Genomic DNA, 13404 nt, shown 5'->3' on the forward strand with positions numbered 1-13404 from the left:
ACTGAAGAACCTATGCGGGAGAGCCCATGTGGGAGTGAGCCTGCTCGCGATTGCGGATTAACATTCACCAGATATGCTGGCTGATCTTATGCAATCGCGAGCAGGCTCGCTCCCACAGGGTTTACCACAAGGTTTTGTGATGTGTTAAAGCATCAGGCCTCGAGGCCTAGAATGTCACGAGCCACTGCCTCGGCGATCCGTATCCCGTCCACACCTGCCGACAGAATCCCGCCTGCATAACCAGCGCCTTCACCCGCCGGGAACAGACCCTTGACGTTTAGGCTCTGCATCGACTCGTTGCGGGTAATGCGCAATGGCGAAGAAGTGCGGGTTTCGATCCCGGTCAGTACCGCGTCGTGCAACGAGTAGCCGCGGATCTGCTTTTCGAAGGCTGGCAGTGCCTCACGAATCGCTTCGATGGCAAACGCCGGCAGCGCCAGGGCCAGGTCTCCCAGGGCAACCCCCGGCTTATAGGATGGCTCGACACTCCCCAGTTCGGTGGACGGCTTGCCGGCAATGAAGTCGCCGACCAGTTGCGCCGGGGCCTCATAGTTGCTGCCGCCTAGCACGAAAGCGTGGGACTCCAGGCGTTCCTGCAACTCGATCCCTGCCAGCGGGCCGCCCGGGTAATCGACTTCCGGGGTAATACCCACGACGATGCCTGAGTTGGCGTTGCGTTCGTTACGCGAATACTGGCTCATGCCGTTGGTAACCACCCGGTTCGGTTCGGACGTCGCAGCGACGACGGTGCCACCCGGGCACATGCAGAAGCTGTAGACCGAGCGGCCATTCTTGGCGTGATGTACCAGTTTATAGTCGGCGGCGCCGAGTTTCGGGTGGCCGGCGTACTTGCCCAGACGCGCGCGGTCGATCAGCGATTGCGGGTGTTCGATGCGGAAACCGACCGAGAACGGCTTGGCTTCCATGAACACGCCACGGCCGTGCAGCATGCGGAAGGTGTCCCGGGCGCTGTGGCCGAGGGCCAGGATCACGTGCTTGGAATGAATCTGTTCGCCGCCATCGAGTTCTACGCCGATCAGTTGTCCGTCTTCGATCAGCACGTCAGTGACGCGCTGCTGAAAGCGCACTTCGCCACCCAGGGCGCGAATCTGCTCACGCATATTCTCCACGACACCGGTCAATCGGAAGGTGCCGATGTGCGGTTTGCTGACGTACAGGATTTCATCCGGTGCGCCGGCCTTGACGAACTCGTGCAGGACCTTGCGCCCGATGAATTTAGGATCCTTGATCTGGCTGTAGAGCTTGCCGTCGGAGAACGTCCCGGCGCCGCCTTCACCGAACTGCACGTTTGACTCCGGATTAAGCACGTTTTTGCGCCACAGGCCCCAAGTGTCCTTGGTGCGCTGACGAACCTCGGTACCGCGCTCGAGGATGATCGGCTTGAAGCCCATCTGGGCGAGCAACAGACCGGCGAAAATCCCGCAAGGACCAAAACCTACGACCACCGGGCGCTGCTCGAGATCGGCCGGCGCCTGGCCGACGACTTTGTAGCTGACGTCCGGTGCCACATTGACGTTACGGTCATCGGCGAACCTGTTCAGCACCAGGGCTTCATCGCGCACGTTGAGGTCGACGGTGTAGATAAAGCACAGCTCGGAGGACTTTTTACGCGCATCGTAGCTGCGTTTGAACAAGGTGAAATCGAGCAGGTCATCACTGGCAATGCCCAGGCGCTGAACGATGGCAGGGCGCAGGTCTTCTTCTGGATGGTCGATTGGCAGCTTGAGTTCGGTGATTCGTAACATGACAGGATCCGGTTCGCGGGGCGCGTGACTGCGCCAGGGCGGAATAGCACAAACCGGTGATTATAAGCCCCAAAGACCGGAATCAGTGAGGCAAAAACGGTCAGTCGTCACGCGCTCCGCCGAAATACCCGCAGCCACGCTGGACCTGGCCATTGATGCGCAGTTCAGCACTCATAGGCTGGACCGCGCCCGTGGTGGCATCGACGCAACGTTGCGGTGCGACCCAGAGCTCGATGTGTTGGCCATTGGCTTCGGTGCTCAGGTTGAAGCGACCGTCGCCCAACTGTTCCTCGACATAGGGCAAGGCCAAGGGTGGTTGGCCGGCGCGGTCAATGACCATGCCCTTGCCGCTGACCTTGACGTTCCACTCCAGCGTATGGCCGGCGGCGCGCAGGATCAGCAATTTGAAGTTCGGATCATCACAGGCCGTGCCCGAGCGCTCGACGCGGTACAGCTGTTCCAGGTCGAGGCGGCTGCCGTCGATGCGCCCGCGCACATCGGCAAACAACTTGCCCTGATTATCTGCCAGGGTTGCGGCCTCCTGCAGCACGCTGGTGCCACCGGTGTCGTTGACCACAAAACTGCTCGATTGATTGCAAGGCTGGAACACCAGTTTGCCATCCGCCGCCGTCAACTGGCCCTGCATGCGGGTCTGGCCCACGTGGGAGGCGCTTTGCCGCGGACTATCGAACAACTGGCACGCGGCGAACAATGGAAGCAAGGCAACGAGGACAAGGGAACGGGCAACACGCATCTTTGGTTCTCCAGACAAGTGCCGCCACGTTACGCAGCCTGACCGCTCATCACAACCCCAGCGACTGCTGTCAACGCACGCTGTGGGAGCAAACCATGCGCGCTCCTGTTAGCCCACGTGAAAGGTCTGACCAGTCTGCAAGCCTTCTACGCTTTTGGCGTAGGCCAAAGCCACATCGGCTGCAGGAACCGGTTTGTAACCACGGAAGTACGGTGCATAGCTGCTCATCGCCTCAAGCAGCACGGTCGGGCTGATCGAGTTCACGCGCAAACCACGAGGCAATTCGATGGCCGCCGCACGCACGAAGCTGTCCAGCGCACCGTTGACCAAGGCCGCCGAAGCGCCGCTGCGAATCGGGTCATGGCTAAGCACGCCAGTGGTGAAGGTGAACGAGGCGCCGTCATTGGCGAACTCGCGCCCGATCAGCAGCAGGTTGACCTGACCCATCAGTTTGTCCTTCAAGCCCAGTGCAAAACTCTCCTCGGACATCTCGTCCAGCGGAGCAAATGTCACGTTGCCAGCGGCACAGATCAGGGCGTCGAACTTTCCGGTCTGTTCGAACAGCTTGCGAATCGAAGCGTTGGTACTGATATCCACCTGCAAATCGCCGCTGTTACGGCCGATGCGAATAATCTCGTGACGTTGCGACAATTCCTTGTCGACCGCTGAACCGATGGTGCCGCTTGCGCCTATCAACAGAATTTTCATGCCCTGATCCTCGGGTGGTTTAAACGAGGCACCAGTCTAGGGCTGGTTTTTTCTGCTGATAAGCGTGCTAATAGGCAACCTTTGGTTTTCAATTGGAAACAATCCATGAGTGAGATGGATGACCTCGCGGCGTTCGCGGTGTTGATCGAGGCGGGGAGCTTTACCTTGGCGGCGCAGCAACTGGGATGTAGCAAGGGGCAATTGTCCAAGCGCATCAGTCTGCTGGAAACTCGATTTTCCGTAGTCCTGTTGCAACGCACCACCCGCCGTCTGAGTTTAACGGCGGCGGGTGCCGCGCTATTGCCCCAGGCCCAAGCACTGGTGGTGCAAGTGGAGCGGGCGCGCCAGGCGTTGGCGCGATTGAAGGACGACATGGCCGGGCCGGTGCGAATGACCGTGCCAGTGTCGCTGGGGGAAACCTTCTTCGATGGGTTGTTGCTGGAGTTTTCCCAACAGTACCCCGAAGTGCAAATCGAGCTGGACCTGAGTAACAATTTCCACGATTTGTCTCGTGACGGTTTTGATCTTGCCGTCCGCTCCGAGGTCGGTAACGACGACCGGCTGGTGGCCCGACCGCTGTTGGCCTGGCACGAAATGACCTGCGCCAGCCCGGATTACCTTGAACAATATGGCGAGCCTTCGACGCCGCAGGCACTCGCAGAGCACCGCTGTCTGCTCAACAGTCATTACAGCGGTCGCGAAGAATGGCTGTATCACCAGCAGCACGAATTGCTGCGGGTGCGAGTGATGGGGCCGTTCGCCAGCAATCATTACAGTCTGCTGAAGAAAGCGGCGCTGGCGGGTGCGGGGATTGCGCGGTTGCCGTCGTATTTATTGCAAACTGAGTTGGCCGACGGGCGCTTGCGCTGGTTGTTGCGTGACTATCAGACCCGCAGGATGCCAATGTATCTGGTGCATCCGTATCAGGGCGGGTTGCCGAAACGCACGCAGGTGTTGGCGGATTATCTGATGGGGTGGTTCAAGCGCAGTGGCGAGGCGCTGGATCGCCTTTGAGGCATCGCACTTAACCCCCGTTGGAACAGCCTTCGGCGGCTCCAACGGGGGCTTGTGCCTGGCCCTACCGTTTAGCCGCCCAGATACGCCTCGCGCACCTTAGGATCTGTGAGCAGCGCTTCACCAGTGCCTTGCATAACCACCCTGCCGTTCTCCAGAACGTACGCACGGTCAGCAATTTTCAGCGCCTGGTTGGCGTTCTGCTCCACCAGGAATACCGTGACACCATCCTTGCGCAGCTGTTCGATGATGTCGAATATCTGCTGGATGATGATCGGCGCCAAACCCAATGACGGTTCGTCGAGCAGCAGCAGCTTGGGCTTGCTCATCAGAGCGCGGCCGATGGCGAGCATTTGCTGTTCGCCGCCGGACATGGTGCCGCCGCGTTGACTGAAGCGCTCCTTCAGGCGAGGGAACAGTCCGAGGACCTTGTCCATCTGTTCCTGGTAATCGCCCTTGTCGGTAAAAAATCCGCCCATGGCGAGGTTTTCTTCCACGGTCAGGCGGGCGAACACCCGACGACCCTCCGGCACCACGGCAATGCTCTTGCGCATGATCTGCGCCGAAGTCTGCCCGACCAGCTCCTCACCCATGTAGCGAATACTGCCGCTGTGAGCTTGAGGCGAGCCACACAGGGTCATCAGCAAGGTTGACTTGCCGGCACCGTTGGCACCAATCAGGGTCACGATTTCGCCCTGGCGGATTTCCACGTTGACGCCGTGCAAGGCCTGGATTTTGCCGTAGAAGGTGGAAACGTTTTCGAACTGCAGCATTACGCTTCCCCCAGATAGGCTTTGATCACTTCAGGATTGTCGCGGATCTGTTCCGGCGTGCCGTCGGCCAGGGGAGTGCCCTGGTTGATGACGACGATGTGGTCGGAAATACTCATCACCAGCTTCATGTCGTGTTCAATCAGCAAGACGGTGACGTTGTGCTCTTCACGCAACACGCCGATCAGCGCCTTGAGGTCCTCGGTTTCCTTGGGGTTCAGGCCGGCGGCCGGCTCGTCGAGCATGAGGATCCGCGGACGGGTCATCATGCAGCGGGCGATTTCCAGGCGACGTTGCTGACCGTAGGCCAGCGTGCCAGCCGTGCGGTTGGCGAACTCCGTGAGGTTGACCTTGTCCAGCCAGTACTCGGCAAATGCCATGGCCTCGAGCTCGCTCTTGCGGAACGCCGGGGTCTTGAACAGACCGGACAGGAAGTTGGTGTTCAGGTGACGATGCTGGGCGATCAAGAGGTTCTCGACCGCAGTCATGTCCTTGAACAACCGCACGTTCTGGAAGGTTCGCACCACGCCTTTACGGGCGATCTCATGCCCGGCCAGGCCTTCGATGGCCTGACCGTCGAGCAGGATGCTGCCACCGCTTGGCTTGTAGAAGCCGGTAAGGCAGTTGAACACCGTGGTCTTGCCGGCGCCGTTAGGGCCGATCAATGCGACGACCTGTTTTTCCTTGACGGTCAGGGCCACGCCGTTGACCGCCAGCAAGCCGCCGAAGCGCATGCTCAGATTTTCGACTTTCAGGATCTCGCGGCTCATTTGCGCAGCTCCATGTGAGGACGTTGCATGGGCAGCAGACCCTGAGGACGCCAGATCATCATCAGCACCATCAAGGCGCCGAACATCAACATGCGGTATTCACTGAACTCACGCATCATTTCCGGCAGCAGGATCATCACCACGGCGGCGAGTATCACGCCCAGCTGCGAGCCCATGCCACCCAGAACAACGATGGCGAGGATGATCGCCGACTCGATGAAGGTGAACGACTCGGGCGTGACCAGGCCTTGGCGGGCAGCAAAGAAGCTGCCGGCGAAACCGGCAAAGCTGGCGCCCAGGGTGAAGGCCGACAGCTTGATGACCGTTGGGTTGAGGCCGAGTGCACGGCAAGCGATTTCGTCTTCACGCAACGCTTCCCAGGCACGGCCGATCGGCATGCGCAGCAGGCGATTGATGACAAACAAGGCAGCCAGGGCCAGCAATAGCGCTACAAGGTAGAGGAAAATCACCTTGTTGATCGAGTTGTACTGCAGCCCAAAGTACTCATGGAACGTCTGCATGCCCTCGGCCGCTTTGCGTTCGAAGGTCAGGCCGAAGAACGTGGGCTTCTCGATGTTGCTGATGCCGTTGGGGCCACCCGTGATGTCGGTGAGGTTACGCAGGAACAGACGGATGATTTCACCAAAGCCCAGGGTCACGATCGCCAGGTAGTCACCGCGCAAGCGCAGTACCGGGAAGCCGAGCAGGAAGCCGAAAGTGGCAGCCATCAGGCCGGCGACCGGCAGGCAAACCCAGAAACTCCAGCCCAGGTAGTGCGACAACAGCGCATAGCTATAGGCACCGACGGCGTAGAAGCCGACGTAACCCAGGTCGAGCAGGCCTGCGAGGCCGACCACGATGTTCAGGCCCAGGCCTAGCATCACGTAGATCAGGATCAGGGTCGCAATGTCCACCGCGCCGCGGGAGCCGAAGAACGGCCATACCAGGGCAACGACGATCAGCGCGATGATGATCCAGCGCTGGGTGGTCGGCAGGGTCAGGAAGTTGCTGGCCTTGGACGGGATCAACGGCATGGACGGCGAAGACTTCCAGGCCTTGCTGATCGGGTCGTCGAATAGCACCCGCAGGAACATGAGTGCCGAGCAGATCGCAATGATTGCCAGGGTCATGTTGCTGGTGCCGTGAACCTCCAGGTTGATACCGACGATGGTCAGTTTCAGGCCGAGTACCGGATAGGCAACCGCCCAGACCAGGAGCGCGCTGAACAGCGCTTGTTTAAGATTCTTAGTCATACCTTTTCAACCTCCGGACGGCCCAGGATGCCGGTCGGCCGGAACAATAGAACCAGAACCAACAAGCCGAAAGCCACGACGTCCTTGTACTGGTCGCCGAAGATGTCGGCACCAAAGGCTTCCGCCACTCCAAGCACCAGCCCGCCGAGCATGGCGCCGGGGATGCTGCCGATGCCGCCAAGTACCGCAGCGGTAAAGGCCTTGAGGCCAACGAGGAAGCCGGCGTTCGGGTTAATCACGCCGTATTGCATGCTCAACAACACTGCCGCAATGGCTGCCAGCGCCGCACCGATGACGAAGGTCAGGGCAATGATGTTGTTGGTGTTGATACCCAGCAGGTTGGCCATTTTGATGTCTTCGGCGCAGGCGCGGCAGGCGCGGCCCAGTCGAGAACGGGAGATGAACATCGTCAGGCCGAGCATGGCGATCAGGGTCACCACGAACACGACGATTTGCATGTACGAAATCAGCACTTCATGTGCGCCACCTGGCCCGAAAGAGAGGTTCCCGGGGATCAGGTTGGGGATGGATTTGTCCTTGGAGTCTTGCGCCAGCAGAACGGTGTTCTGCAGGAAGATCGACATGCCGATGGCCGAGATCAGCGGAATCAGACGGTTGCTGCCACGCAAGGGGCGATAGGCAATCCGTTCGATGCTGTAGCCGTAGGCACTGCAGACGACGATGCTCGCGATGAAACCGGCGGTCATCAGGAGCGGGACACTGTCGAGTCCCACCATAGCGAGGCCCGCGATGGCGATGAACGCCACGTAGGAACCAATCATGTACACCTCGCCGTGGGCGAAGTTGATCATTCCAATGATGCCGTAAACCATCGTATAGCCGATGGCGATCAGGGCATACGTGCTGCCAACGGTCAGACCGTTAACCAGCTGTTGGAAGAAGTGATAGATGTCAGGCATTACAGCGCTCCTAAAAACCTGATACGCATTTCACTGGTGGAGTCATTTTCCCGCCCGATCCCGCGGATCTGCATCCACTTCGAACTCGGGGTTTGCCAGCGAACCGCTGATGACGGTTTTGAGATTTTCAGGTGGGGAGACTTGCGGATCACGCAAGCGCGGCCCAATACATTCGTAAAACAAAGCCCACGGCACGCCGTGGGCTTTGTGGGCAGTCAGTCAGGCAAGGCCTTACTGAGGCGAAGCTTCCGTTTTAGGTTTGCCGAAGTGCCACTCGTAAACCACGAACTTGAAGTCTTTCAGGTCGCCCTTGGCGTCGAAGCTCAGGTCGCCAGTCGGGGTTTTGAAAGTGCCAGCGTGAATGGCTTCAGCCACTTTCGCCGGGTCTTCGCTCTTGGCGGCAGTGATGCCACCGGCAATGACTTCAACAGCAGAGTAGGAAGGGAACACGAACGGACCGCTCGGATCTTCTTTCTTGGCTTTGAACGCGTCAGCCAGGGCAATGTTGGCCGGGTCCTGGTCGAAGGATTTCGGCAGGGTTACCAGCAGGCCTTCGGAAGCCTCCTTGGCGATCTGCGAAATGGAGTCGTTACCCACGCCTTCCGGACCCATGAACTTGGCTTTCAGGCCTTTTTCCGAGGCTTGACGCAGGATCAGGCCCAACTCCGGGTGGTAGCCGCCGTAGTAGACGAAGTCGACGTTGGCTTGCTTGAGCTTGGCGATCATCGAGGAGAAGTCTTTGTCGCCGGCATTGATGCCTTCGAACACGGCAACCTTGACGCCTTTCTTCTCGAGGGTTTGTTTAACAGCGGTGGCGATACCTTCGCCGTATTGCTGTTTGTCGTGCAGGACGGCGACGATTTTCGGCTTCACGTGATCAGCAATGTAGTTGCCGGCTGCAGGGCCCTGGGCGCTGTCGAGACCGATGGTGCGGAACACCATCTTGTAACCACGGGAAGTGATGTCCGGGCTGGTGGCAGCCGGAGTGATCATGATCACGCCTTCGTCTTCGTAGATGTCCGACGCCGGTTGGGTGGAGCTGGAGCACAGGTGACCGACCACGAACTTGACGCCGTCGTTGACGACCTTGTTCGCGACGGCTACCGCTTGTTTTGGATCACAGGCGTCATCGTATTCAACGGCTTCGAGTTTCTTGCCGTCTACGCCGCCCTTGGCATTGATCTGCTCAATGGCCATTTTGGCGCCACTGAACTGCATGTCGCCGTACTGGGCTACAGGGCCGGTTTTAGGGCCGGCAATGCCGATCTTGATGGTGTCAGCTGCGAACGAATGGCTGGCAACCCCGGCCAGAACCATAGCGGCAAACAGTTTGGAAATCTGCTTAGTAGCCTTAGTCATAGTGCTCCACTCTTACTGTTGTAGTTTTTATAGTCCTGGCGCCGTAGCAGCAGAACCGGGTCAGATATCGTCGATATCCTCCGGAAACGCCCCCGGCAACTGTACCGGTACAGTGTAGAGCGCCGATTGTCAGCCTGGGAAGGCAGCGCCGGGGGGCAAAACCAGAGGGTGTCGCTTTATCGAAAGAAAAATACAGAATCGCGGCGGGATGTTAGCTGGCTAATAGCTTGATTCACCTGCATTCCTTGGCTTTCCTGCGATTTTCGCTCGGTGACGCAAATTGCATCCGGATTTTGCTGCCAGACCACCGACGTTTATCATTCGCGTCGATTTCTTTTCCGGACAGAACCCATGAATCAAGAACCTAGCACCCTCTATGCCAAGCTGCTTGGTGAGACCGCATCTATTACTTGGAAGGAGCTTGAACCCTTCTTTGCCAAGGGTGCCCTGTTATGGGTCGACCCAACGCTGGATTTGATCGCTGCGGCCGAAGCGGTGGCGGCTGACGAAGGTGAGAAAGTGGCTGCCTGGCTGGCCGATGACAAACTCGCCAAGCTCTCTGAATCGCGGGCGCTGGATCTTTTCGAGCGTGATCCGCAGCTGTGGGCGGTGGTAGTTTCGCCATGGATTCTGATCCAGGAAAGGGCGTGCTATTAACCTGTCGCACCTTATTGGTGCGCTACCGGTTTATTGGAAAGTGTGTAGGCCCGTAGCGTGGTGGCATGTGGCCGTGAAGAAAGGCCCCATTGAATTCCGGGCCAGGGTGACGTTCGCGTAACGAGAACAGTTGGCTGCCCCGTCATTGGTCGGTTTAATTGTTTCCAGATGTTGATACATTCCGGGGTTAACAAGCGCTTTTCTACTCGTGTTCAATTGGAGGAAACCAGACCGTGGCAACTTTACCTTCGCTGGGATTTGCCGGTATTGGCCTGATGGGCTTACCGATGTGCCGACGATTGCTGGCGGCGGGGTTTCCATTGACCGTGTGGAATCGTAATCCGGGCAAGTGCGCCCCATTGGTCGAGGCGGGGGCTCGGCAGGTCTCGACGCCGGCCGAGCTGTGTTCGTACGCGGATGTGGTCATGCTGTGCCTGGCGGATACCGCCGTGGTGCGAGAGGTGGTGTTTGGCGCGGCGGGCATTGCCGAGGGTGCGAAAAACGGCCAGTTGCTGGTGGACTTTTCCAGCCTGGAGCCTGCGGCCACCAGGGAAATGGCCATGACGCTGAACGAATCAAGCGGCATGCAATGGCTGGACGCCCCAGTGTCTGGGGGGGTGGTGGGGGCCGAAGCGGGCTCGCTGGCGATCATGGTCGGAGGGGCGGCGTCAGACCTTGAACGAGTCAGGACTGCATTACTGAGTATCGGTCAGCGCGTGACCCATATGGGGGGCGTGGGCGCGGGGCAGGTGACCAAGGCCTGCAATCAGATGATCGTCGCCTGCAATGCATTGGTCATCGCCGAGGCGGTGGCCTTGGCCGAGCGGTCCGGCGTTAATGCCAGTCTGATTGCCGAAGCGCTGGCGGGGGGCTTTGCCGATTCGGAGCCTTTGCAGATCCTCGCGCCGCAAATGGCCGACAACCGTTTCGAGCCGGTGAAATGGCATGTTCGCACACTGCTCAAGGATCTCGACACCGCAGTGAAATTATCCCGCGAACAGGGTTCGGCGACGCCCCTCAGCGCACTGGGCGCCCAATTGATGCGGTTGCACGGGAGTAAGGGCTTTCTGGAAAAAGATCCGTCGACGTTAGTGCAGATGTACCGCGAGCCTGGCCCGCGGGAATGATCGGGCTCAAATAGTTGCGCTGGTTTATTTCGTTGAGGACGGGGCGCAATTCAGCCAGCGGCACCGGGCGGCTGAGCAAGTAGCCCTGAATGAAGTCACAGTCGGAGCGTTCCAGGGCGTCGTACTGCTCCTGCGTTTCGACGCCCTCGGTGACGACGTGCAAATGCAGGGTATGGGCCATGACGATGATCGCCTGGACGATTTCCATGTCCTGGGTCGACTGGGGAATATCCTGGATAAACGAACGATCAATCTTCAAGGTGTTGAGCGGCAGGCGTTTGAGGTAGGCCAAGGATGAGTACCCGGTGCCGAAGTCGTCGATCGACAGCGACACCCCCAGCGCGCGAATCTGGCGCAGCAACACCAGTGTATTGGCGATGTTGCCCATCAGCGCATTTTCCGTCACTTCCAGTTCCAGTCGTTGCGGGGCCACACCGGCGATCCGCAACGCCTGTTCGATCTCATCGGCGAGTTCCTCGCGCACCAGGTTAAGGGGCGAACAGTTCACCGCAATCCTGAGTGCTTCGCAGCCCTGGCGGGACAACTCACCCAAGTCCTCGCAGGCTTTGCGCAGCACCCAGTTGTCGAGTTGTGCTATCAAGCCATTGGCTTCAGCGATGGCGATGAACCGCTCTGGCGCGAGCAGGCCGTGCACCGGATGCTGCCAGCGCACCAGGGCTTCGAGCTTGCTCACCAGTCCGGTCTTGAGGTCAAAAATCGGTTGGTAGTACAGCATCAGGCCGGAGTTCTCGCGCAGGGCATGGCGCAGTTCTTCTTCCAGTTGCAGCTCCATCATCGCGCGGGTCTTCAGGATGGCGCTGAAGAAATTCAGGCCGTTACGGCCATTGCCCTTGGATTGATAGAGCGCCAGGTCGGCGTTTTTCAACAATTCTTCGCATGTTCTGCCGTCCTCGGGAAACAGGCTGATACCAATGCTGGTGGTCATCACCATGCGCCGTCCCGAAAGCTCGATAGGTTCTTTCATCTTCATCATGATGCGCTGGGCCATGTGCCGTGCTTCTTCACGGTCGTGCAATCCTATGAGGATGCAGAACTCATCACCGCCGAAACGTGCCACCACATCTTCATGGCTGCGTACCGAACCCTTGATGTGGCTGGCGAGGACCTTGAGTAATTCGTCGCCGGCGTCATGACCGAGGCTGTCGTTGATGCGCTTGAAGTGGTCGATGTCCAGGAACAGCACAGCGAGCATGCCACCTTCATTGGTCTTTTCGATGAGTTTCTCGGCGAACAGTTGGTTGAACCCGCGGCGATTGAGCAGGTTGGTCAGCGCGTCGTAATGCGCAACCTGTTGTAACGACATGCGTGCCTGGTCGAGTTGGCTGAGCAAGGCGTTGACCCGTTGCAGGTCGCGCTCCTTGTGTTGCAGTTTTTTGTCAGCCAGCGCCGCGCTGATGCTGCTGCCGATGATGAGTAGCGTCATGACGGCCACGGTGAGCCCCAGTTGCAGGTGATCGTTTTCGCTCGGCGGCGTCAGGACACTGCCTGCAGGCAGTACCAGCTTGAACGCGGCGATGCCAGTGAAGTGCATGCCGAACAGGCCGGCTCCGAGCACCAAGCTGGCCGTGTATTTCTTTAGCTGATGGGACAGCCCGCTGCCGCCGCGCAAGTGCCGGGCGATCAGCAGGGCTGCAAGGCCGGCCAGCATGGCGATTATCACAGACAGTGTGAACAGCATCGGCTCGAAATACGCGGCGGCCTTGGAGCGCATGGCGCCCATGCCGACGTAATGCATAGCGGCTATGCCCAGGCCAATGCACACCGCGGCTTTCACGTAGTGCCACAGCGTTTGCTGCACCTGGCTTAGGGTGAACATCACCAGCCATGAGGCGAGCAGGGCGATCATCAGGGAGACGAGGATGATGGGGAGGGCGTAATGAATTTCGACTGGCGCTTGGAACGCGAGCATGCCAATGAAGTGCATGGCCCAGATGCCACACGCCAGGCATGCCGTTCCAACCAGGCGCCACAGGCGTTGGGACTCTGGCTTCTGGGCATGATCCACTCGTTCGGCTATGTCCAGCGTGGCAAAGCTACCGACGCAGGCGACCATATAAGCCAGCAGCACGAGAAACGTATTGTGGGTGTAACCGAGGGTTACCAGTCCCCTATCTGGTAGGTCGGTAATGAAAGGCAAACCAAGCCATTCCATAGCATTTCCCGTTTTCGTCATCCTGGCTGCCATCGTTGAAGCTGGCGGGTTGTGTTGCAGTATAGAGGGCATGGGGGAAGCGCAAGCGGTAGTGGCAGTTTGGTGTCAATCGATTTGGAATGAGCGTTAGAAC

General features: G+C 59.0%; 12 protein-coding genes. 3 read left to right on the top strand and 9 right to left on the bottom strand.

What is annotated here, in order from left to right; all coding sequences use genetic code 11:
- Positions 1 to 152 precede the first annotated feature (152 nt).
- The 3 genes from L9059_RS05015 to L9059_RS05025 all read right to left on the bottom strand — a co-directional run bounded on the left by L9059_RS05015 (position 153) and on the right by L9059_RS05025 (position 3228).
- Entirely contained in the window at positions 153 to 1766 is a 1614-nt protein-coding gene (locus tag L9059_RS05015; RefSeq protein WP_247288722.1) for an NAD(P)/FAD-dependent oxidoreductase, read from the bottom strand.
- Between the two features lie 100 nt (positions 1767 to 1866).
- Positions 1867 to 2520, bottom strand: a complete 654-nt coding sequence (locus L9059_RS05020) for a COG3650 family protein (RefSeq protein WP_247288724.1) — start codon at positions 2518 to 2520, stop codon at positions 1867 to 1869.
- 108 nt (positions 2521 to 2628) lie between these two features.
- The gene (locus L9059_RS05025) at positions 2629 to 3228 is read right to left on the bottom strand and encodes a short chain dehydrogenase (RefSeq protein ID WP_247288726.1); all 600 of its coding nucleotides are present in this window, start codon (positions 3226 to 3228) and stop codon (positions 2629 to 2631) included.
- A 105-nt stretch (positions 3229 to 3333) separates the two neighbouring features.
- On the opposite strand from L9059_RS05025, the gene L9059_RS05030 reads away from it, so the two are divergent.
- The gene (locus L9059_RS05030) at positions 3334 to 4242 is read left to right on the top strand and encodes a LysR family transcriptional regulator (RefSeq protein ID WP_247288728.1); all 909 of its coding nucleotides are present in this window, start codon (positions 3334 to 3336) and stop codon (positions 4240 to 4242) included.
- A 71-nt stretch (positions 4243 to 4313) separates the two neighbouring features.
- Here L9059_RS05030 and L9059_RS05035 read toward each other — a convergent pair whose 3' ends face one another.
- The 5 genes from L9059_RS05035 to L9059_RS05055 form a co-directional block, all read right to left on the bottom strand.
- On the bottom strand, positions 4314 to 5015 hold the full coding sequence (locus L9059_RS05035) for an ABC transporter ATP-binding protein (protein WP_122837748.1): 702 nt from the start codon (positions 5013 to 5015) through the stop codon (positions 4314 to 4316).
- Positions 5015 to 5782, bottom strand: coding sequence for a high-affinity branched-chain amino acid ABC transporter ATP-binding protein LivG (gene livG, locus L9059_RS05040; protein ID WP_247288737.1), 768 nt, complete (start codon positions 5780 to 5782; stop codon positions 5015 to 5017). The genes L9059_RS05035 and livG overlap by 1 nt, the downstream gene beginning before the upstream one ends.
- Complete coding sequence (locus L9059_RS05045; RefSeq protein ID WP_247288739.1) at positions 5779 to 7035, bottom strand: high-affinity branched-chain amino acid ABC transporter permease LivM; 1257 nt, start codon at positions 7033 to 7035, stop codon at positions 5779 to 5781. The genes livG and L9059_RS05045 overlap by 4 nt, the downstream gene beginning before the upstream one ends.
- Positions 7032 to 7955, bottom strand: coding sequence for a high-affinity branched-chain amino acid ABC transporter permease LivH (livH, locus tag L9059_RS05050; protein ID WP_247288741.1), 924 nt, complete (start codon positions 7953 to 7955; stop codon positions 7032 to 7034). The genes L9059_RS05045 and livH overlap by 4 nt, the downstream gene beginning before the upstream one ends.
- A 231-nt stretch (positions 7956 to 8186) precedes the next feature.
- Positions 8187 to 9314, bottom strand: a complete 1128-nt coding sequence (locus L9059_RS05055) for a branched-chain amino acid ABC transporter substrate-binding protein (RefSeq protein WP_247288744.1) — start codon at positions 9312 to 9314, stop codon at positions 8187 to 8189.
- 351 nt (positions 9315 to 9665) lie between these two features.
- On the opposite strand from L9059_RS05055, the gene L9059_RS05060 reads away from it, so the two are divergent.
- A complete protein-coding gene (locus tag L9059_RS05060) occupies positions 9666 to 9971 on the top strand; it encodes a DUF2288 domain-containing protein (RefSeq protein WP_247288746.1) in 306 nt (101 codons plus the stop codon).
- A gap of 233 nt (positions 9972 to 10204) precedes the next feature.
- Positions 10205 to 11098 (top strand): NAD(P)-dependent oxidoreductase, encoded by an 894-nt coding sequence (locus tag L9059_RS05065; RefSeq protein WP_247288756.1) that lies wholly within the window; start codon positions 10205 to 10207, stop codon positions 11096 to 11098.
- Here L9059_RS05065 and L9059_RS05070 read toward each other — a convergent pair.
- Positions 10989 to 13271, bottom strand: a complete 2283-nt coding sequence (locus L9059_RS05070) for a putative bifunctional diguanylate cyclase/phosphodiesterase (protein ID WP_247288758.1) — start codon at positions 13269 to 13271, stop codon at positions 10989 to 10991. The genes L9059_RS05065 and L9059_RS05070 overlap by 110 nt on opposite strands.
- Between the last annotated feature and the right edge of the window lie 133 nt (positions 13272 to 13404).

It is taken from the genome of Pseudomonas violetae (genome assembly GCF_023072615.1).
In the GTDB taxonomy this organism is placed as follows: Bacteria; Pseudomonadota; Gammaproteobacteria; order Pseudomonadales; family Pseudomonadaceae; genus Aquipseudomonas; species Aquipseudomonas violetae.